Annotated in this window: 20 protein-coding genes and 1 riboswitch; of the genes, 8 read left to right on the top strand and 12 right to left on the bottom strand. The window is 54.3% G+C overall.

All coding sequences use genetic code 11. The features are described from left to right. Positions 1 to 224: 224 nt before the first annotated feature. Positions 225 to 1,856: a Na/Pi cotransporter family protein gene (locus LH86_RS06420; protein ID WP_039299409.1), complete on the top strand. Its 1,632-nt coding sequence runs from the start codon at positions 225 to 227 to the stop codon at positions 1,854 to 1,856. A 128-nt stretch (positions 1,857 to 1,984) separates the two neighbouring features. Here the strand turns inward: LH86_RS06420 and sorE are convergent, their stop codons facing one another. The 7 genes from sorE to LH86_RS06455 form a co-directional block, all read right to left on the bottom strand. After that, a complete protein-coding gene (gene sorE / locus LH86_RS06425; protein WP_039299410.1) occupies positions 1,985 to 3,214 on the bottom strand; it encodes an L-sorbose 1-phosphate reductase in 1,230 nt (409 codons plus the stop codon). Positions 3,215 to 3,265: 51 nt separating this feature from the next. Further along, positions 3,266 to 4,090 carry a PTS system mannose/fructose/sorbose family transporter subunit IID gene (locus LH86_RS06430; protein WP_039299414.1) on the bottom strand — a complete coding sequence of 275 codons (825 nt, stop codon included), beginning with the start codon at positions 4,088 to 4,090 and terminating at the stop codon, positions 3,266 to 3,268. A gap of 11 nt (positions 4,091 to 4,101) precedes the next feature. Continuing rightward, on the bottom strand, positions 4,102 to 4,899 hold the full coding sequence (locus LH86_RS06435) for a PTS mannose/fructose/sorbose transporter subunit IIC (RefSeq protein WP_039299416.1): 798 nt from the start codon (positions 4,897 to 4,899) through the stop codon (positions 4,102 to 4,104). A gap of 65 nt (positions 4,900 to 4,964) precedes the next feature. Beyond that, positions 4,965 to 5,459 (bottom strand): mannose/fructose/sorbose PTS transporter subunit IIB, encoded by a 495-nt coding sequence (locus LH86_RS06440; RefSeq protein ID WP_039299419.1) that lies wholly within the window; start codon positions 5,457 to 5,459, stop codon positions 4,965 to 4,967. Continuing rightward, complete coding sequence (locus LH86_RS06445; protein WP_039299422.1) at positions 5,459 to 5,866, bottom strand: mannose/fructose/sorbose PTS transporter subunit IIA; 408 nt, start codon at positions 5,864 to 5,866, stop codon at positions 5,459 to 5,461. Before LH86_RS06445 ends, LH86_RS06440 begins: the two co-directional genes overlap by 1 nt. A 9-nt stretch (positions 5,867 to 5,875) precedes the next feature. Then, the gene (locus LH86_RS06450; RefSeq protein WP_039299424.1) at positions 5,876 to 6,679 is read right to left on the bottom strand and encodes an SDR family oxidoreductase; all 804 of its coding nucleotides are present in this window, start codon (positions 6,677 to 6,679) and stop codon (positions 5,876 to 5,878) included. A 71-nt stretch (positions 6,680 to 6,750) separates the two neighbouring features. Beyond that, positions 6,751 to 7,698 carry a sugar-binding transcriptional regulator gene (locus LH86_RS06455; RefSeq protein ID WP_197061708.1) on the bottom strand — a complete coding sequence of 316 codons (948 nt, stop codon included), beginning with the start codon at positions 7,696 to 7,698 and terminating at the stop codon, positions 6,751 to 6,753. Positions 7,699 to 8,046: 348 nt separating this feature from the next. Between LH86_RS06455 and rluF the strand changes: the two genes are divergently transcribed. Further along, positions 8,047 to 8,925 carry a 23S rRNA pseudouridine(2604) synthase RluF gene (gene rluF / locus LH86_RS06460; protein WP_039299429.1) on the top strand — a complete coding sequence of 293 codons (879 nt, stop codon included), beginning with the start codon at positions 8,047 to 8,049 and terminating at the stop codon, positions 8,923 to 8,925. Position 8,926: 1 nt separating this feature from the next. On the opposite strand, the gene LH86_RS06465 is transcribed toward rluF, so the two are convergent. The 3 genes from LH86_RS06465 to lysC all read right to left on the bottom strand — a co-directional run bounded on the left by LH86_RS06465 (position 8,927) and on the right by lysC (position 11,666). After that, positions 8,927 to 9,199 (bottom strand): DUF3811 domain-containing protein, encoded by a 273-nt coding sequence (locus tag LH86_RS06465; RefSeq protein WP_008455871.1) that lies wholly within the window; start codon positions 9,197 to 9,199, stop codon positions 8,927 to 8,929. Between the two features lie 91 nt (positions 9,200 to 9,290). Then, entirely contained in the window at positions 9,291 to 10,223 is a 933-nt protein-coding gene (panS, locus tag LH86_RS06470; protein WP_039299431.1) for a ketopantoate/pantoate/pantothenate transporter PanS, read from the bottom strand. A 93-nt stretch (positions 10,224 to 10,316) separates the two neighbouring features. Beyond that, positions 10,317 to 11,666, bottom strand: coding sequence for a lysine-sensitive aspartokinase 3 (gene lysC / locus LH86_RS06475; protein WP_039299433.1), 1,350 nt, complete (start codon positions 11,664 to 11,666; stop codon positions 10,317 to 10,319). 103 nt (positions 11,667 to 11,769) lie between these two features. Further along, positions 11,770 to 11,990, bottom strand: a riboswitch (Lysine riboswitch). A gap of 239 nt (positions 11,991 to 12,229) precedes the next feature. Here lysC and pgi point away from each other — a divergent pair. The 6 genes from pgi to psiE all read left to right on the top strand — a co-directional run bounded on the left by pgi (position 12,230) and on the right by psiE (position 18,525). Further along, positions 12,230 to 13,879: a glucose-6-phosphate isomerase gene (pgi, locus tag LH86_RS06480; RefSeq protein WP_039299435.1), complete on the top strand. Its 1,650-nt coding sequence runs from the start codon at positions 12,230 to 12,232 to the stop codon at positions 13,877 to 13,879. A 370-nt stretch (positions 13,880 to 14,249) separates the two neighbouring features. Further along, positions 14,250 to 14,501, top strand: coding sequence for an exopolysaccharide production protein YjbE (gene yjbE, locus LH86_RS06485; protein WP_008455862.1), 252 nt, complete (start codon positions 14,250 to 14,252; stop codon positions 14,499 to 14,501). Positions 14,502 to 14,563: 62 nt separating this feature from the next. Next, positions 14,564 to 15,202 carry a YjbF family lipoprotein gene (locus LH86_RS06490; protein WP_039299440.1) on the top strand — a complete coding sequence of 213 codons (639 nt, stop codon included), beginning with the start codon at positions 14,564 to 14,566 and terminating at the stop codon, positions 15,200 to 15,202. Then, on the top strand, positions 15,199 to 15,936 hold the full coding sequence (locus tag LH86_RS06495; RefSeq protein WP_039299443.1) for a capsule biosynthesis GfcC family protein: 738 nt from the start codon (positions 15,199 to 15,201) through the stop codon (positions 15,934 to 15,936). The genes LH86_RS06490 and LH86_RS06495 overlap by 4 nt, the downstream gene beginning before the upstream one ends. Further along, entirely contained in the window at positions 15,936 to 18,032 is a 2,097-nt protein-coding gene (locus tag LH86_RS06500; protein ID WP_039299445.1) for a YjbH domain-containing protein, read from the top strand. Before LH86_RS06495 ends, LH86_RS06500 begins: the two co-directional genes overlap by 1 nt. A gap of 85 nt (positions 18,033 to 18,117) precedes the next feature. Next, entirely contained in the window at positions 18,118 to 18,525 is a 408-nt protein-coding gene (gene psiE, locus LH86_RS06505) for a phosphate-starvation-inducible protein PsiE (RefSeq protein WP_039299448.1), read from the top strand. A gap of 103 nt (positions 18,526 to 18,628) precedes the next feature. Here psiE and malG read toward each other — a convergent pair whose 3' ends face one another. Then, complete coding sequence (malG, locus tag LH86_RS06510) at positions 18,629 to 19,519, bottom strand: maltose ABC transporter permease MalG (protein WP_039299451.1); 891 nt, start codon at positions 19,517 to 19,519, stop codon at positions 18,629 to 18,631. An 11-nt stretch (positions 19,520 to 19,530) separates the two neighbouring features. Continuing rightward, positions 19,531 to 21,075 (bottom strand): maltose ABC transporter permease MalF, encoded by a 1,545-nt coding sequence (malF, locus tag LH86_RS06515; RefSeq protein WP_039299454.1) that lies wholly within the window; start codon positions 21,073 to 21,075, stop codon positions 19,531 to 19,533. Positions 21,076 to 21,111: the final 36 nt, after the last annotated feature.

Below are 21,111 nucleotides of genomic sequence, written 5' to 3' on the forward strand. Positions count from 1 at the left end.
GGGCGCCTTGTCTCTTTATTGAAGTTAAACCCTTATACTGAAGGATGGTGGTTATTTTTGCTTCGGGAACCCTAAAAACTTTACCCTAAATAATTCGAATTGCAGGAAGGCGACAAGACCGACAATCCCCGGGAGCATAGCTAACTATGTGACTGGGGTGGGCGGGTGCAGTCAACACACCTGCGGTTTGAAGTATGACGGGTAGATAAGGAGAACAAGAATCCGTGCTGACGTTGTTACACCTGCTGTCCGCCGTTTCGCTGCTGGTCTGGGGCACGCATATTGTGCGCACCGGTATCATGCGTGTTTACGGTGCCAACCTGCGCAGTGTGCTTAGCCACAGCGTAGAAAAGAAACCGCTCGCCTTCTGCGCCGGGATAGGCGTTACCGCGCTGGTGCAGAGCAGCAATGCCACCACCATGTTGGTGACCTCGTTTGTTGCCCAGGATTTGGTGGCGCTCGCCCCTGCGCTGGTGATTGTGCTGGGGGCTGATGTGGGTACAGCGCTAATGGCGCGTATCCTGACTTTCGATCTCTCATGGCTTTCACCGCTGCTGATTTTCATCGGCGTTATCTTCTTCCTCAGCCGCAAGCAGACCCGCGCCGGGCAGCTTGGCCGCGTGGGGATTGGCCTGGGCCTTATTCTGCTGGCGCTTGAGCTGATTGTAGGGGCCGTTACGCCGATTACCCAGGCGAACGGCGTCCAGGTGATCTTTGCTTCCCTGACCGGCGACATCATGCTCGACGCGCTGATTGGCGCGATGTTTGCCATTATCAGCTACTCGAGTCTGGCCGCCGTCCTGCTGACGGCCACGCTGACCTCCACCGGCGTGATCTCATTTGATGTGGCGCTATGCCTGGTTATCGGGGCTAACCTCGGCTCCGGCCTACTGGCGATGATCAACAACAGCGCTGCCAATGCTGCCGCGCGTCGCGTGGCGCTTGGCAGTCTGCTGTTCAAGCTGGTGGGCAGTCTGCTGGTGTTGCCGTTTGTGCATGTCCTGGCCCGGCTGATGCACCACCTGCCGCTGCCGGAATCTGAACTGGTTATCTACTTCCACGTGTTCTACAACCTGATTCGTTGCCTGGTGATGGTGCCGTTTGCCGAACCCATGGCGCGCTTCTGCCGCCGGGTGATCAGCGAAGTACCGGAAGTCGACGCCCGGATGAAGCCGAAGCACCTCGATCCTACGGCGCTGGATACTCCTGCGTTGGGGTTATCTAACGCCGCGCGTGAAACCCTGAGAATGGGCGACGTGCTTGAGCAGATGCTGGAAACCTGGAGCAAGGTGATGCACGGTGAGCCGCGTCAGGAAAAAGAGCTGCGTAAGCTGGCTGATGACGTGGACGTGCTGTATACCGCCATCAAACTCTATCTCGCGCAGATGCCGAAGGAAGATCTGGCGGAAATGGAGTCGCGCCGCTGGGCTGAAATCATTGAAATGTCGCTTAACCTGGAACAGGCAGCGGACATTATCGAACGTATGGGCAGCGAAGTGGCGGATAAATCTCTCGCCGCGCGCCGGGCCTTCTCGCCGGACGGCCTGACCGAGCTGGATAACCTGCTCCAGCAGTTGATCAGCAACCTGCAGCTGAGTCTGTCGGTGTTCTTCTCGAGCGACCTGGGCAGCGCCCGTCGGCTGCGCCGAAACAAACACCGCTTCCGTATCATGAACCGCCGTTACTCTCATGCCCACGTTGATCGCCTGCACCAGCAGAACGTGCAGAGTATTGAGACCAGCTCGCTGCACCTTGGGCTGCTGGGGGACATGAAGCGCCTGAACTCGTTGTTCTGCTCCGTCGCCTATAGCGTGCTGGACCAGCCGGACGATGACGACGAGCGGGATGAATATTGATCGCCCGTATGGCACCGTTATTTTCAGGAGCCGGGGCTACGAAATCGCCTTCTTGTGCAAGAAGGGCGATGATGTACTTGAAAGGCAGCCATCAGGCTGCCTTTCTTTTCACCATTAGCGGGTATCGACTAACCGGAAACAATATCCTCCGCGTGGGCCAGCAGATACTCCTCCGCTTCCTTTGACCAGATGCCGCGGTGACGCTCCATAATTGCTGCCAGCGCTGGGTCGCTAATTTTCCCCAGCGGCGTTAGTGGCATTTTTTTCCCGGTATAAACCAGCTTTTTACCGCCGCCAACCGCCGGTAAGTCCAGCGTGGTATCGCCCGCCGCATTAAGCCCCAGAATATGAGTCACAACTTTTGCTGTCTGGACTTTTTTCGTCTGCATCAGCTCAACTGCGGCACGCATATCGTCAGTATTGCCGCCTGAGGTGCCTACGTAATGGGTGAAGGAGTAATGAACGTCGTAAAAGTTAATGGGGGCGCTGAACCCCTTATCCTGCGGGCCAGCAAAGAAATTGAGGCAGCCATCGGGTGCCAGCAGCGATGAAGCCATAGTGATAAGCTGCTCGTTGGGGACGAAGACAAAGATATCGTCAAAACCGTGGCCGCAGGAGAGCGCCATCAGCGTTTCGCGGCTGGCATCATGGCCATCAATATAGTGAATCAATGTTTGCGGCTCGGACGGATAGTGCTGACGTGCATAGCTGAGCTTAGGCTTATTGGTGTCGGTCACCACCAGCAGCGCCGGATTGATCGGGCCATGCAACGCGTAGTCGATAGCCAGCAAGCCCATTGGACCGGTGCCGCCGAGAATCAGCGTGCGTCCCTGAGGGCGAATGCCCATTACAGGGTTATAGCTGCCTTTCTCCAGATGATAGTTGGCGTTGAAAGCGCCAATCACGCAGGAAAGGGGCTCCACCAGCGAGCCTTCAAACCAGGTATCGCCCTCCCAGGAGAGCAGGCAATCTTGTTCCATCACTTCGTTAGGGATCACCACATGGGTCGCTTCTCCACCGATCCACGGGAATGAATAGCCGGGACAGTCCGGGCGATCCGGCAACTGTAGATTGGCCTGAATCACATAGCGCTGTCCGGCGTGAAACTTGTGCTGCCACTTCTTGCCGACGGCGATAATTTCCCCACAGAACTCATGGCCGATGATGATCGGGTTAGTCGCCACATCGTCAGGCACCTTTTTGTGATCCTGACCCTGATTCGCCTCTTTCCACGACGAGAGGCACAGGCTATCGGTAACTACGCGGGCGAGGATTTCATCCTCCTGCATCGGCGGGAGTTCAAAGGTTTCCAGACGCAGATCGCGTTTGCCGTATAGGCGCAGGGCTGTTGTTTGCATAAACCACCTCTTATTTAGCACGTTAGCTCCGGCATCGCCGGAGCGGAATGATCAGGACAGGAAGCCCAGTGCGTTACCGATAATCCCCAGACCGAACAGGGCAAAAATCAGCCACACCGGATTCACTTTCTTATTGAGCAGGCGAACCATTAGCATTGTCAGGCCCAGTGCCAGAAGGCCGGGACAGAGCTGATCGAGGATGTTCTGTACGGTCATAGTGACGGTAGAACCATCGGCACCCGGCGTTTGTGAGACCACCAGCGGTACGTTGATGGTGGTCCACTTGGTCACCAGTACGCCCATGACAAACAGGCCAAGAATGGAGGCACCTTCGGTCAGTTTTTGCAGCAGGTTTCCGCCCATATCGCTGACGATACTGACCCCTTTACGGAAGCCCAGCTGCAGCCCATACCACTTCATGGCAAGACGTACCGCGTTGAAAATAAAGAAGAACAGAAGTGGTCCAAGAATATTGCCAGAGAGCGCCAGCGATGCGCCCAGGGCGGCGGTGATTGGCCGCAATGTGCCCCACACTAGCGGGTCGCCAACCCCTGCAAGTGGTCCCATCAGGCCCACTTTTATGCCGTTAATCGCGCCATCATCTATAGCCGCACCGTTAGCTCGCGCTTCCTCCATCGCTACCGTTACGCCAATAACCGGACCGCAGACCGCAGGTGTGGTGTTGAAGAACACCAGGTGACGTTTCAGCGCGGCGACCTGATCCTCTTTTAGCGGATAAAGGCGTTTAATGGCCGGGATCATGTCGTAGCAAAAACCTAGCCCGTGGATACGTTCGAAGTTGAATGACGCCTGTTGCAGGTTGGATCGCAGAAACATGCTCACCAGGTCGCCTTGGGTAATTTTTCTCTGTTCCATATTGGGCTCCATCAGTCGTCAAGCTGGTCAAGGGCAGTGGAAGAGGCGGCCATAGCCTGGGGTTCAGGCTTGCGCCACTGCGGGTTAAGCTGGATATAAATCAGCGCGATGATGACCCCCACGCCGCCGAAGGCCAGCAGGCTGAAATCGAGATAGCCGCCCGCGAGGAAGCCAAGGAAAAAGAAAGGCATCAGATATTTCACGCCCATCATGCGAAGCACCATGGCGTAGCCGACCACCACGATAAAACCGCCAGCGATTTGCAAACCGTGGGTGACATATTCTGGAATAGCACCCAGCATATTGCTGACCATGTCGGCGCTGACAAACAGCGAAACCACCAGCGCAGGGATGGCGACGCGCAGCGCCTGGATGCCCAGCGCTGAGACGTGCAGAAGATCGATTGTCCCAAAGCGTGCCTCTTCAGCGGCTTTATCTGCGGCGTGCTGGAACACCACGGTAATAGTACGGGCGAATACGGTGAGCACCTGGCCCGCGGCGGCGACCGGGAGTGCGATAGCTATCCCGGTTGCGATGCTTTGGTGACCAACGATCACCAGGATAGCCGAGATAATGCTGGCCAGCGCCGAGTCCGGAGACTGAGCCGCGCCGACGTTCATCCAGCCCAGTGCGATCAATTCCAGAGTTCCGCCGAGCATAATTCCGGTTTTTAAATCGCCAAGAATTAAGCCAATCACGGTACAGGCAATTAACGGACGGTGAGTCTGAAATTCATCCAGCACGCTGCCCATCCCGGCAATACAGGAAAAAATAAAAATAGCTATTATTTGTAGGGTACTGATTTCCATAATCTGTCACCTTGGAGGTATAAGGATCCCTGCCTGTTACGGCATATTACTACAGGCCCGATTTATTATTTTGTAACGGACAGTTCTGCTATTTTATCGAGAATATTTACCGGAGGGTCGGAGGCCACAACGCGTAAATCGAGTTTTACCCCTAGATTATCTAATTGTTGAAATGAATTAATATCCATTTCATCTAATGAGATGGCCTTGGTTAGTTGTTTTTTACCTGGTCGCCAGGCCATGCCGCCGATATTTAGAGTCGCTATTTTTACTCCCTGTTGGACCATAGTTAAAACATCATGCGGGTTGGTAAATAAATAAAAAACGGACTCGTCTTTATATTGCGGGTTATGATATACGGCGACGGCTTTTTCGATATTTACCACGTTAACCTTTATACCCGGAGGTGCGGCCTGGCGAAGTAGCGTGCGACGAACGTCATCGTTATAAACATCGTCATTGCAAATAATAATTCGCCGGGCGTTGGCCACTTTTGACCAAACGGTAGTGACCTGACCATGAATCAAACGGTCATCGATGCGAGCGAGCGTAATGTTCATCAAAAGTCCTCCTCAACGGTCTCCGGTTGCCGCCAGGTGACGCAGCACTGGCTGGCAATAGTCTCCAGGTGAATGCAGAGTTCGTCAGCGTTCATCGTTTGTTGATTGTCCACCAGCTCCAGAGCCAGCGGCAGCGACAGGCCGCTGATAACCCGCAGATGTGGGTTGCTCATTGCTAGCCCCGCAGCGGCATTCCAAGGACTGCCGCACTGTAAATCAACGGCGATAAGCCACTGCTCTTCTTTGCGAGTCTCTACTAGCTTTTCAAGATTAATGGCGATATTGCCAGCGTTTTCACCGGGTACAAACTCCACGGTGCTGACGTTGACATCGCCGTAGACCATTCGCACCGAGTCGAGCATGGCGCAGGCAAGCTGGCCGTGGGCACAGAAGATGACGTTAACCATTTTTCCCCCTTAGCCGCGCGTTTTTCCGCCCGCGATGTTAGTGGTTACGCCAGTGATATAGCTGGCGCGTTCTGAGAGTAAGTAGCAAACAAAATCAGCGATTTCAGAAAGGCGACCTGAGCGCCCAATTGGAATTGAGTTCTTTGTATAGCCTTCGCGTAATTGTTCGACGGTGATGCTACGAGTCCAGGCCAGCGCCTCCTCGTATTCTGGGGTGCGGAGTCCGGTTTTCTCCAGAATACCTGGCGCGACGCCCACCACGCGGATGCCGTGTTTGCCCAACTCTTTTGACCAAGAGCGAGTAAAGCTATTCAGCGCGGCTTTGGTCGCAGCATAGCAACTTTGCCCTTCAGAACCTTCAAGGCCGCTTTCCGACGAAACGTTAACAATCACGCCGTTGCGTTGTTTAACCATTTGGCGGGCCACCGCTTGTGACATCAGAAAAACACCTTTCTGGTTGATATTGACCATTTTTTCAAATGCCGCTTCATTTAACTCGTAACGACCGGCTGGTAATTTCTCGTCGACTAATAAACGTGGGAAATTAACGCCTGCGTTATTCACCAGCCCATCAATACAACCAAAGTGTTGAATAATACTGTCGACAGTTTTATTTACCTCGTTGGCGCTGGAAATATCAGTTGACCAGAAAATATAATTTTCGCGATCCTGGTGCTTATCTCCGCCGTGAATATCAACCATCTGCACTCTGGCACCCTGTAGTAATAACTCATCTACGATGGCCAGGCCAATTCCCGACGCACCACCGGTAACAATAATAAGTTTATCTTTTAAGTTTAACCACGTATCCATTATTGACTCCTGTTTTCTTTAGATAAAGGGATTCCTCGCGGCAGCGCTGCGTGAAATCATCTTTTTTAAATTTATTTCAGTAACGACTCAGCGGTTTCTCTGTTTGTCACCAGGCAGTTAATGTAATTTCCGTTTAGTGCGCCAAGAATACCAGAGTATTTTTCCTCTCCCATTGCAATACCTACGGAATAACGCGCCTGCTTGAGTTTCGCTATCTCAATAGAGAGTGTTTTCTCACTCATGGCAGTTTCAACCATCTCGCCATCAATATTGTAAAAACGGGAGCAGATATCACCGGCCACGTGGCGAGCGTTGAGGTCATCGCTCTCTTCGCTGCCGTAAAATGCATGCCAGTTCGCGCCGTTCCGGATAGCCGGGGAACCTATTCCTACCAGCGCGATGTCCAGGTTATCCCAGTAAGAGGCGATGGTTTTAAAATGTCTGGACTGCATAATACCGTTGCGAATTAACTTGTTATCGAGCAGTGCCGGAAAATCAGCAAGATGCGATTCCGCTTTCAGCTTCGCCGCCGCGCCGTAGGTTAGCGTATTGACGTGGTAACGGCTTTCCAGTTTTCCTGACGGGCCACCGATGATTGGCACGCAGATAGCCTGGCGAGACTGGCTGGCTTGCGGCAGATTTTCTACCAGCGCACGTACCGCGCGGCCCCAGGAAAAACCAACAATATCACCGGGCTTTAGCAGCCTGTCGACCAACTGGGCCCCGTGCTGGCCTATAAGATTGAGCTGATCGTCTTCCTGCATAGAGTCGCTGGTGGCGACAACCGCTTCTCTGAGACCAAACCTTTGCTTAAGCTGCTGCTCGAGCCACAGATTTTCGTTGTAGTCGTAGTTGATAGCGATGGTAACAATACCCTGTTCACGGCCGCGCTTTAGCAACCGGCTAATGGTCGTCCGGTAAATTCCCAGCTCGCGTGCAATCTGCGCCTGGGTCATCTCTTGCTCATAATAGAGTTGAGCGACTTTGACTATCAGTCGGATATCATCGCTATTTTCCATCGTCATCTGCCGACTCCTGCACATTTGTGCAAATCCTGTTCTTCCGAACACAATCTGATATAACCTCAGCTTTGCCGCTATTTAAAGAAATTATCTTCGTTTTCATTGCGGTTCTACGGTGGGTTATGTTGCACATTTGATGAACAGAAAGTCAGCCGCTGGCACTTTTGTGCATTTGCTTGTAATAGGTTGATTCTGCTTTATTTCATCAGGCAAAGTTGCTCTCGTGGGGGGCGTGCACTTTTGTCTTGAAAGGCGCGTCAGATCACACTCAGCGTTCAGGGAACAAAGCGCGATGATTTTTATCGCTGTCGAGGTGAGGTATATTTCGCTTTTACAGGAGAATTTATGCTGCCAGAGTCATCAACCCGTCTTAACAAATACATCAGCGAGAGCGGGATCTGCTCACGCCGTGACGCCGATCGCTACATCGAACAGGGCAACGTTTTTATTAACGGCAAACGCGCCAAAATTGGCGATCAGGTTTTTGCCGGTGACAGCGTGAAGGTGAATGGTCAGCTCATCGAACCCCGCAATGAAGAAGATCTGGTGCTCATTGCGCTGAATAAGCCGGTGGGGATTGTTAGCACCACGGAAGACGGTGAGAAAGACAACATCGTTGACTATGTAAACCACAGCAAGCGCGTGTTCCCCATTGGCCGCCTGGACAAAGATTCTCAGGGGCTGATTTTCCTCACCAACCACGGCGACCTGGTGAACAAAATCCTGCGCGCAGGGAACGACCATGAGAAAGAGTACGTGGTCACGGTGAATAAGCCGGTTACCGACGAGTTTATCCGCGGTATGGGGGCGGGCGTTCCGATTCTGGGTACCGTCACCAAGAAATGCAAAGTTAAAAAAGAAGCGCCGTTTGCGTTTCGCATCACCCTGGTTCAAGGGCTGAACCGCCAGATCCGCCGCATGTGCGAACACTTTGGCTATGAAGTGACGAAGCTGGAGCGTACGCGCATCATGAACGTCAATCTTACCGGTATTCCGCTGGGGGAATGGCGCGACCTGACGGATGATGAACTGATTGAGCTGTTTAAGCTGATTGAGGATTCGTCCTCAGAGGCGAAACCGGCTAAAAAAGCGAAGCCAAAAGCGGCCAGCCCAGCGGCGAAAAAACCGTTGGTAAGCGGCCCGAAAAGCTCAGCAAAAACGCCCGCTGAGCTTGCCTCGCGTAAACGCTTTGCTTCTCCAGGCCGGAAGAAAAAAGGCCGCTAAGCTAGCGTTTGCCTCGCGTATGGTTGTTGGCAGACCATGAGTAAGTCGTCGTGGTATCCGGCTTTAAGGCATTTTGTTTCTTCAGCTGGCGAGCTTTCTTGGCCGCCAGCGCACGTTCCGCCATCAGCTTGTCGATGTACTCTTTTTTTACCTGATTAGTCTCTGAGTTGGTCAACGTACGACCGTGGGCAATGCGGGCGCGATCCAGCAGCGTTTTTAGCTCACGCTGTTCGCTTTCCGTCATGTCTTGCTGTGTCAGTCTGGCTGTGGCCATCGTTGCAATCTCCCAGGAAAGGACCCTCAGTGTAAAACAAACCCACCGCGCCGACGAGACAAAAAAGCCTGCATCAGCAGGCTTTTAGCGATTATTTTTTGCCGTCTGGCTTTGGCGTTATCGCTTTGCCAGACCAATACCCGGCCAGCAGAGAGCCGGAAAGATTGTGCCAGACGGAGAACAACGCGCCAGGCAGCGCTGCGAGCGGCGAGAAGTAAATTTTACCCAACGTGGCCGCCAGACCGGAGTTCTGCATCCCCACTTCGATGGCCAGCGTCCGGCAGGTCGACTCGTCAAACCCAAACAGCCGCCCGCCCCAGTAGCCGCCGAGCAGGCCAATGGTGTTATGCAGAATCACCGCGACAATCACCACCAGGCCAACGGAAGCGATGTGTGACGCCGAACCTGCCACAACTGCGCTAATGATGGCGAGAATACAGAGCATGGAAAACGCAGGCAGCCACGGTTCCACACGCTTCACCAGTCGCGGGAACAGGTGATGCACAATCAGGCCAAGGCCAATCGGGATGATGACGATTTGCAGAATACTGACCAGCATGCCCATCACATCGACTTTAATGTCGGCGTCGACATAGAGACGGGTTAGCAGCGGTGTGGCAAATACGCCGACCAGCGTGGAAACAGAAGAGATCGTCACAGAGAGCGCAACATCGCCCTTAGCCAGATAAATCATGACGTTGGACGCCGTCCCGCTGGCTACGCTGCCGACAAGAACCATCCCGGCTGACAGGTCGGGCGGCATATGGAACAACATCGCCAGCAGCCACGCCGCCAGCGGCATCACCAGGTAATGCAGAAAAATGCCTGCAGCTACCGGGGCCGGGCGCGACAGCACGCGTTTAAAGTCTTCAAGTCGCAGGTGGACGCCCATGCCAAACATAATGAGCATCAGTAGCGTGCTGACCCACGGGCCAATTGGGGTAAAGGTTGAAGGGGTATAATACGCAGCGACGGAGAGCAGCAGCGCCCAGAGCGGGAACAGCCGGGTTAGGGTGGCGATCATAGCGATGTCCTTGCAGAGTTTGTGTTGTTTTATGGTTATAAAAAAAGCCGGGTGCGAGCCCGGCTTTCTGTATTCATGGCATGGATTGAACGCTTATTCAAACAGGTTGCGGTGTAGCTTCTGTACCACCTGCTCTGCATCGTCGCCGGGCACCAGGAAGCACAGGTTGTAGCTGGAAGCGCCGTAGCAAATCATGCGGATGTTGAACGGATCGAGCACGCCGAACACTTCTTTGCCAACGCCACAGGCCTGGGACAGCTTATTGCCGATGATAGCCACCAGCGCCAGGTTCTCTTCGACTTCCACACGGCACAGAGATGAAAGCTCGGTGAGCAGCGCGGTGGTCAGCAGGCTGTCGCCGGTGGAGGTAGAGCCGGTGGTGTCCATGGTCAACGCCACGCTAACTTCGGAGGTGGTGATCAGATCCACGGAAATATTATGGCGAGCCAGAATGCTAAACACTTCCGCCAGGAAACCGCGGGAATGGAGCATATGCAGACTGTGCAGCGTCAGCAGCGTTTGCTTGCGACGTACCGCAAGGGCGCGGAAAAGCGGTGGGTTTTCCGTTTTTTTGCATACCAACGTTCCGCCAGCCGCTGGATCTTTGCTGGAGCCGACAAATACCGGAATGTCACAGCGCACGGCAGGCAACAGCGTGGCCGGATGCAGCACTTTCGCACCAAAGGTAGCCATTTCAGCGGCTTCTTCAAAGGCGATGCGGTCAATGCGTTTTGCCGCAGGCACCATGCGCGGGTCAGTGGTGTAGATGCCCGGCACGTCGGTCCAGATATCCACGCGAGCGGCATTCAGCGCTTCGCCGAGCAGTGCAGCGGTATAGTCGCTGCCGCCGCGGCCAAGCGTAGTCGTTCTGCCTTTTTCTTCGCTGCCGATAAAGCCCTGAGTGATCACCAGGGATTCCGCGAGGCGCGGCAGCATCTGCTGGCTTGCCAGTTCCGCCAGCGCGGTGATATCTGGCTCGGCACGGCCAAAGCGGTCGTTGGTGCGCATGACTTTACGAATATCGAACCACTGCGCTTCTACCTGACGTTCGCGCAGGATTTCCACGAACAGCAGGGTGGACATCAGCTCGCCGTGGCTGACCAGCTCATCGGTCAGCGCGGTGGAGGTTGCCAGAGAGGCTGCTTCTGCAAGGGTCGTGATATTTTCAAGCAGGCGATCGATCTCTTCGCGGATAACGTCCGGATTTGCCAGACGCTCAACGATGTTGTACTGGATTTTGCGGATGGCATCGAGCTTGACGAAACGTTCGGTCGCTTCGAGGCCTTCAGCCAGAGCAACCAGCAGGTTAGTCACGCCAGCGGAGGCGGAAAGCACCACCACGCGGACGTGGCTATCGGCCAGCACCACATCGGCGCTGCGGTTCATCGCGTCGAAATCGGCGACGCTGGTCCCACCAAATTTGGCGACTACGGTTTGAGACATAACTACCTCGTGTCAGGGGCCATTCAACTGGCAAAAAAGTATTCAGCCTTGGCACAAGGGAAGAGCGGTAAACGGGTGGGCGCAGAGCAGGAGAACTACGATATCACCCAGAAGTGCTCCACCTTGTCTATCCGGCCTTTTGAACCGGATATGAAACGCTCGACTGCGAACGTTTCTGGTGACAACCCAGAGGATTCAGCCCCTGCAGCCGACAATAAGCGTGACCAGCCGCTTCATCATCTCGGCGTTGCTCCCCCTCACGTATCGTCCTTGTTACTGGTTCCTCGGATACGATTTTCTGGGCAACGCGCCTCTTCTGGCCTGCGCACGCGCAGGTAGCGCCTAATAAATAAAGCTTCGGCGAAGGCATGTCAACTGCGGGGTTATGCGGATTTTTCATGTTAAATCGTTAATCAGGAATTTAACTTATAAGAGGGTATTTTTGCCGCTTTTTAGGGGGTTACGGGAAACCCTCGGTTAATGGCATAAAATCAATCACAATTTTTGCCTGCAGGCGCTACAATCGACCGAAGTCACAATTCTCAAATCAGAAGAGTATTGCTATGAAAAACATCAACCCGAAGCAGACCTCTGCCTGGCAGGCACTCCAGAAACATTACGATGAGATGAAAGACGTTACGCTTTCCGACCTGTTCGCGAAAGATAACGACCGCTTCAGCAAGTTCTCCGCGACCTTCGATGACCTGATGCTGGTGGACTTCTCCAAAAACCGCATCACCACCGAAACCCTCGAAAAACTGCAGGCGCTGGCGAAAGAGACCGATCTGCAGAGCGCGATCAAATCCATGTTCGCCGGCGAGAAAATCAACCGCACCGAAGATCGCGCCGTGCTGCACGTTGCGCTGCGTAACCGCAGCAACACGCCTATCGTGGTCGATGGCAAAGACGTGATGCCGGAAGTGAACGCCGTGCTTGAGAAGATGAAAGCCTTCTCTGAAAGCATCATCAGCGGCAACTGGAAAGGCTACACCGGCAAAGCCATCACCGACGTGGTTAACATCGGTATCGGCGGCTCTGACCTCGGCCCATTCATGGTTACCGAAGCGCTGCGTCCATACAAAAACCACCTCAACATGCACTTTGTGTCCAACGTTGACGGTACCCACATTGCCGAAGTGCTGAAGAAAGTTAACCCGGAAACCACGCTGTTCCTGGTGGCCTCTAAAACCTTCACCACTCAGGAAACGATGACCAACGCCCACAGCGCGCGTGACTGGTTCCTGCGCGCCGCTGGCGATGAAAAACACGTGGCAAAACACTTCGCTGCGCTGTCCACTAACGGTAAAGCCGTTGGTGAATTTGGTATCGACACCGCAAACATGTTCGAATTCTGGGACTGGGTTGGCGGCCGTTACTCTCTGTGGTCCGCCATTGGCCTGTCCATCATTCTGTCCGTGGGCTTCGACAACTTTGTTGAGCTGCTGTCCGGCGCGCACGCGATGGACAAACACTTCTCCACCACGCCTGCCGAGCAAAACCTGCCGGTTCTGCTGGCGCTGATCGGCATCTGGTACAACAATTTCTTCGGCGCTGAAACTGAAGCGATTCTGCCTTACGACCAGTACATGCACCGTTTTGCAGCCTACTTCCAGCAGGGCAACATGGAGTCCAACGGTAAGTACGTTGACCGCAACGGCAATGCCGTGGACTACCAGACTGGTCCAATTATCTGGGGCGAGCCGGGCACCAATGGGCAGCACGCGTTCTATCAGCTGATTCACCAGGGGACCAAAATGGTGCCGTGCGACTTCATCGCGCCGGCCATCAGCCATAACCCACTGTCCGATCACCATCCAAAACTGCTGTCTAACTTCTTCGCACAGACCGAAGCGCTGGCGTTCGGGAAATCCCGTGAAGTGGTTGAGCAGGAATACCGTGACCAGGGTAAAGATCCGGCCACGCTGGACCACGTTGTGCCGTTCAAAGTGTTCGAAGGCAACCGCCCAACTAACTCCATCCTGCTGCGCGAAATCACCCCGTTCAGCCTGGGCGCGCTGATTGCTCTCTACGAGCACAAAATCTTCACCCAGGGCGCAATCCTGAACATCTTCACCTTCGACCAGTGGGGCGTGGAGCTGGGCAAACAGTTGGCTAACCGTATCCTGCCAGAGCTGGGCGACGACAAACAAATCGCCAGCCACGACAGCTCAACCAACGGCCTGATTAACCGCTATAAAGCATGGCGTGATTAATTAACCCGCGTGATGATGAAAATATGCCAGCCTCGTGCTGGCATATTTTTTATAAGAGTTATCCCCTTGCCGTCATAATTCTCGATATTGCCACCCTGAGGTTAATCTGAAAAATGATTTTCCCGCCACTTTCTCAGGTCTTTAATTTAAGATTATATTGAATTAAATCCTCTTTGATTCATTCATAATCTATTGTTTTTATTTAAATTGTATTTATAAGAATATAATTCAAGTCTTGATTTTTACTCTTTTTCTTAAAATTAACCCCTTATTTCCCGCAGGCTAATTCATCACATTGTGTTGTGTATACTCGATCGCGCCTGAGACCTTTTCAGGTAAATCTCCATTCATTCAATGAAGGGAAATTGTAATGAGAAAAACCCTTTATGGCGCTTTAGCCATATTTACGCTGGCTGCCGCCGGCGCGGCGAATGCTGACCCTGTAGCTGTGGGTGATGCGGCCGGCGCGCAGGCGACGTCTGTGTCTGCAGGCAGTTCTGCTGCAACCAGCGCCAGCACTGTTGGGTCTGCGGTGGGTGTGGCACTAGCCGCCACCGGTGGCGGCGACGGTTCTAACACCGGGACCACCACAACCACAACGACCAGCACCACCACCCGTTAACGTTTGGGTGTTTTTAACCATAACCACACTTCGGTGTGGTTATTTTAAATCGGGGAATCACCGTGCAGCGACTCGCAATACTCTTTGTCTGTCTGTTACTCCAGGCGTGCTCAGCGACCACCAGAGGGCTTGGCACCTCGCTTTGGAACAGTATTGCCGGAGGTGGGGGCGTGCAGCTTACCGACGATGAAATTGCCGAGATGCGCTACGCGAGCCAGTACATGAGCATCAACAACGGCCCGCAGCTGTTTGTGGTGCTCGCTTATAACGAAGACGGCCAGCAAAAGTGGGTGACGCAGGACAGGTCGGTCATCGTCACGCAAAACGGCCGCATTGTGAAAACCTCCGGGCTGGGCGACAACCTGACGGAAGTGACCAACCTGGCCAGTGACCCGCTGGCGAACGTGAAACAGATTAAGGATGGTGCGAGCTGGACCCGGCAGATGGCCTGGACTGAACGCCAGCAGGTTCGCTACGCCACCGCAACGTCCACCTTTGAATTTGATGGCACCAACACGGTGAAGCTCGGCAGTAGCGTGACCAAAGTGCGCGTGCTGGAAGAAGAGGTGACCGCACTGGGGAAAAGCTGGACGAACCGCTATTGGGTGGACGATGAAGGCCAAATCCGCAAATCAAAACAGTATCTTGGCCCTGATTACTGGCCTATTACCACGCTTCTGGTGAAGGCGGCAAAACAATGAAAAAACTCCCCTTTATGTTTATGACTCTGCTTTTTGCCAGCGCCTTTACCCACGCAGAAAGTACCGTGACGGTTTATGCCCAACCGCAAACGCCGCCGCTGGTGATTAAAGATGCCGCCCGGCTGGCAGATGTAGTGACTAACCCTGTATTAAGCCGCACCTGGTGGCCTGCAGCGGTGATGAGTACCCGGCAGGCAAGCGCTGCAGAAGAGCAAAAGCACCAGCAGCTTCTGGCCCGCCTTGCAGCGGTGGCCGCAGACGAAGGCGGAGATGACGGTGCCGCCATCAACGGACTGCGTCAGCAGCTCAGCGCCATGCAGGTGACCGGGCGGCAGTTTGTCAATCTGGACCCCGACTGGGTTCGCCTTCGCCCACAATCAAACGTGCCGCTTCAGGGGGAATATAGCCTTTGGGCCGGGCCGCAGCCAACAACCATCACCCTCGTGGGATTAGTCAGTTCGCCCGGCGTGAAGCCTTTTACCCCCGGACGCAGCGTGGATGACTATCTGGACGACGTCAGCCTGCTGAGCGGGGCCGAAAGGAGCTATGCCTGGGTGATTTACCCGGACGGCAAAATCGAAAAAGCGCCGGTCGCGTACTGGAATAAACGCCATAGAGAACCGTCGCCAGGCAGCATCATCTTTGTGGGATTCTCCAACCGCCTTTTTAGCTCCACCTTTGATGAGCTGAACCAGCAGATTCTTAATACCCTGACCCATCGGATACCGGATTAATGAAAAAACGTTACCTGTATAGCCTGATTGCGCTGGCGGTGACTTCCGCCTGTCGCGCCGAAACGTATCCGGCACCCGTTGGCCCTTCGCAGGCAGACTTTGGCGGTGCGGGTCTGCTGCAAACGCCGACGGCGCGCATGGCGCCTGAGGGCGAATTTAACCTCAACTACCGCGACAACGACCAGTATCGCTTCTACTCCGCCTCCATGCAGCTTTTCCCCTGGATGGAAGCCACGCTCCGTTACACCGATGTGCGAACACGTCACTACAGTAGCGTGAAGGCTTTCTCGGGTGATCAGACCTATAAAGACAAAGCGTTTGACGTGAAATTCCGCCTGTGGGAAGAGGGCTACTGGCTGCCTCAGGTCTCCGCCGGTATTCGTGACCTGGGCGGCACCGGGCTGTTTGACGGTGAATATGTGGTGGCCAGCAAAGCCTGGGGGCCGTTCGACTTCAGCCTTGGCATGGGCTGGGGGTATTTAGGCACCAGCGGCAACATCAAAAACCCGCTCTGCGAATACAGCAACAAGTACTGCCACCGGGATAACAGCTACCAAATGGCGGGCTCCTTCAACTTTAGCGGCATGTTTCACGGCCCGACGTCGCTGTTTGGCGGCGTAGAATACCAGACGCCGTGGCAGCCACTCAGGCTAAAAGTTGAGTATGAAGGCAACAACTACAGCCATGAATTTGCAGGGAAAATAGACCAGCGCAGCAGCGTTAACGTCGGCGCAATCTACCGGGTGACCGACTGGGCCGACGTGAACATGAGCTACGAGCGCGGCAACACCTTTATGTTTGGCGTGACGCTCCGCACCAACTTCAACGATCTCAAGCCGGGGTACAATGATTCCCGTCGTCCTGAGTACCAGCCGCATCCGCAGGACGAAATTCTGCAGCACAACGTGGTGGCCAACCAGCTGACAGACCTGAAATACAACGCCGGGCTGATCAACCCGAACATTCAGGTCAAAGGGGACACGCTCTACGTCACGGGCGAGCAGGTGAAATACCGCAATTCCCGCGAAGGCATCGAACGCGCCAACCGCATCGTGATGAATGATCTGCCGGATAATATTCGCACCATCCGCATTACCGAAAGCCGGATTAATATGCCGCAGGTCACCACTGAAACGGACGTCGCCAGCCTGCGCCGTCACCTGGAGGGTGAACCGCTGGGGCAGGAAACAACGCTGGTACAAAAACGCGTTGAGCCGGTGGTGCCAGACAGCACCGAACAGGGATATTACATCGAGAAGTCTCGCTTTAATTATTCGGTTGATCCGATTCTCAACCAGTCTATCGGTGGCCCGGAAAGCTTCTACATGTACCAGGTCGGGGTGATGGGGAACGTTGATTACTGGCTGACGGACCACCTGTTAACAAGCGGCAGCCTGTTTGCTAACGTCGCCAATAACTACGACAAATTTAACTACACCAACCCGCCAACGGATTCTACGCTGCCGCGCGTGCGTACCCATGTTCGCGAATATGTAGAAAACGATATTTACATCAACAACCTGCAAGCTAACTACTTCCAGTACTTCGGGCATGGGATCTACGGCCAGGTTTACGCGGGCTACCTGGAAACTATGTATGGCGGCGCGGGGGCGGAGCTGCTTTACCGTCCGGTGGACAGCAACTGGGCTATCGGCGTCAACGGCAACTACGTCAAACAGCGTGACTGGCGCAGTTCGCAGGACATGATGAAATTCACCGACTACAGCGCGAAGACCGGGCATATCACCGGCTACTGGACACCGCCGTTTGCTCAGGATGTGCTGGTTAAGCTCAGCATCGGCCAGTATCTGGCGCAGGATAAAGGCGGCACGCTGGAGATCTCCAAACACTTTGACAGCGGGATCGTGGTGGGCACCTACGCCACCATCACCAACGTGTCGAAGAAAGAGTACGGCGAGGGGGACTTCACCAAAGGTTTCTACATCAATGTGCCGCTGGATATCTTCTCTGCTTACCCGACCCGCAGCCGTGCACAGGTAACCTGGACGCCGCTGACGCGTGACGGCGGGCAGATGCTGGGCCGTAAGTTTGACTTGTACGGCGTGACCAGCGACCGCAGCGAAAATTTCCGCTAATGAAGGTAAGTAAATAAACTAGATCCAGATCACATTTTAGACGTATAACAGCCTCTCAAGACCACAATAAAAATGAGAGGCCGTTATGCCTGCGACACCGCGTTTTGCCTGGATTTCTACCGTCATGCAGACGGTGCTCAATCTGGGTTTATTAGCCCTGGGGCTGATCCTGATTATCTTCCTGGGCAAAGAAACCGTTCATCTCGCCACCGTGTTGTTCACGCCGGGGGATGACGCCAGCTCGTACCTGTTTATCGAAGGGCTGGTGGTTTATTTCCTTTATTTCGAATTTATCGCGCTGATTGTGAAGTATTTCCAGTCGGGCTATCACTTTCCGCTGCGCTACTTCGTGTATATCGGCATCACCGCGATTGTGCGCCTGATTATCATCGACCATAAATCGCCGCTGGACGTGCTGATTTACTCGGCCGCGATTCTGGTGCTGGTGATTACGCTTTGGCTTTGCAACAGCCAGCGCCTGAAACGGGAATAAAAAAAGGGCGGCCCAGGGGCCGCCTGAATAAAGTGCTAAGGTCAAAGTGAGGGTTGCAGTGGTATGACATAAAGATGAAGCAAATGACTTTCAGGGATAAACGTTAACCTTTCACCCCGCCAGCGGTCAGGCCGCTCACCAGCCAGCGCTGGGCCAGCAGGAACACAACGGTAATCGGTATCGCGGAGAGCACCGCCGCAGCGGCAAAATCGCCCCACAGGTAGTTTTGCGGATTGAGGTATTGCTGCATCCCCACGGCCAGCGTGTAGCTGTCCACATCGCGCAGCAGCAGCGAAGCCACCGGTACCTCGGTAATTGCGGCAATAAACGACAGAATAAAGACCACCGCCAGAATCGGCACCGACAGCGGCAGCAGCACCAGACGGAATGCCTGCCACGGCGTCGCGCCATCCAGCGCGGCGGCCTCTTCCAGCGAGCCATCAATCGTTTCGAAGTAGCCCTTAATCGTCCAGACGTGCAGCGCTATCCCACCTAAATAAGCAAAGATCACCCCGCCATGCGTGTTCAGACCAATAAACGGAATGTACTGGCCTAAGCGGTCAAACAGGGCATACAGCGCCACCAGAGACAGCACCGCCGGGAACATCTGGAAAATAAGCATCCCTTTCAGCAGCGTGGCTTTGCCGGGGAAACGCATACGGGCAAAAGCGTAGGCGCAGGTGGTGGAAAGGGTGACGATACCTATCGCCGTGATCCCGGCAATTTTTATCGAGTTCCACAGCCAGAGCAGCACCGGGAACGGCGGCGGCGTGACGCGACCATCCGCGTGTTCAACGCTAAAGCCCAGCGCCAGCTTCCAGTGCTCCCATGAAACCTGGTCCGGGATCAGGCTCCCGGTGGCAAAGTTACCCGGACGCAGCGAGATGGCGATGACCATCAGCAGCGGGAACATGATTGCCGCGATAAACAGTAGCAGCAGCAAGTGCGTGAGAAACAGACGCAGCTTTTGAGATTTGGGTTGCACCATGGCCATCATCGGTCTCCTTAATCGAACTTCATGCGGGTGGCTTTCAGGTTCACAATCGCAAGGGCGCCCACCAGCAGGAAGATAAGCGTTGCGATAGCTGCAGCCAGGCCAAAGTCCTGACCGCCGCCGCCTTCAAAGGCGATGCGGTAGGTGTAGCTAACCAGCAGGTCGGTATAACCGGCTGGCGTGGTCGTCCCGAGTCTGTCCGGGCCGCCGTTGGTCAGCAGCTGAATCAGAACGAAGTTGTTAAAGTTAAAGGCAAAGCTGGCAATCATCAGCGGCGTGAGAGGCTTAATCAGCAGTGGCAGCGTAATTTTAAAGAAGTTCTGTAACGGGCTCGCGCCGTCCATTGCCGACGCTTCGTAAAGGTCGTCAGGAATCGCTTTCAGCAGCCCCATGCACAGAATCATCATGTAGGGGTAACCCAGCCAGGTATTGACGATGATGATCATCGAGCGAGCGGTGGTTGGATCACTGAACCAGGCTGGCTTAATGCCGAAGATCGCGCTCAGCATCATATTGATTTCGCCGAAGCTTTGGTTGAATAAGCCTTTGAAAATCAAAATGGAAATAAACGAAGGTACGGCGTAGGGTAGAATCAACAGTAGGCGATAAACCGCCTTGCCTTTGAGCGCTTCCCACTGGACCACGCAGGCCAGCACCATCCCCACCGCGACGGTAAGAATCACCGTCAGCACCGAGAAAATCACCGTCCAGACGAAGATAGCCAGAAACGGTTTTTGGATCCCGTCATCGTGGAAAACGCGCAGGAAATTTTTCCAGCCGATGGTGACGGTATAGCCCGGGCTTAGCTGTTCTCCGGCCCAGCTGCCGTCGGCGTTTACTGACTCGTAAAAACCAATATGGTCGTTTGGAGCGTATTTTACGCTGGTCTGGTTATTGGTCAGCTCGCCGTTTGCCGCCAGAGTGTAGAGCGGGCGGGTGCCAGAGAACTGGCGTAGGGAGCTCATCACCACCTTGCTTTCATCCGGCAACACAGCGGTTATCTGGCTCAGCGCCTGGCGGTTTTGGGTGATCACGCGCAGGTTACCGCGCTCGCCTGTTGGCAACGCATCGGCTTCTTTCAGCTGGATTTTTTGTGCGCCACCAAAGATAAACTTGTCCGAGACATAGTTTTTCCCGCTTTCCCCGTCGGTGAGCGCTAACGTCCATTCATTGCCGTCTGGATAAAGGCCAAAGTTGAACGTTTTGCCTGCCTGATACTGGCGGTCCATCAGCACCTGCTGCGCGCGTTCAAACGTCAGCTGGTTGGTGCTGCTGTAGTTGGTAAAAGCGATAGCGATAGTGCAGATCAGCGGGAAGAGGACAAACAGCCCCATGCCGGCCATACCGGGATAAACGTAGCGCCAGGCGTAGGCCTTGCGGTTAGCAAAAATATAGAGGCCAAGTGAGCTTAAAATCAGCGTCATTATGGCGAACAGGTACTCCCCCTGGGCGTACATTAAAACCACAAGATAGCCAACCAGCAGGCCTAATGCCCCGATGACTGACCATTTCAGTCCCTCGCTTTGCCACCAGCGGCTCTTTTTAACTGCATCCATGGGGTGTTCCTCTACAGCGTGTTATTTCCCCTCACC

This window comes from Cedecea neteri (genome assembly GCF_000758325.1).
Classification (GTDB): Bacteria; Pseudomonadota; Gammaproteobacteria; order Enterobacterales; family Enterobacteriaceae; genus Cedecea; species Cedecea neteri_B.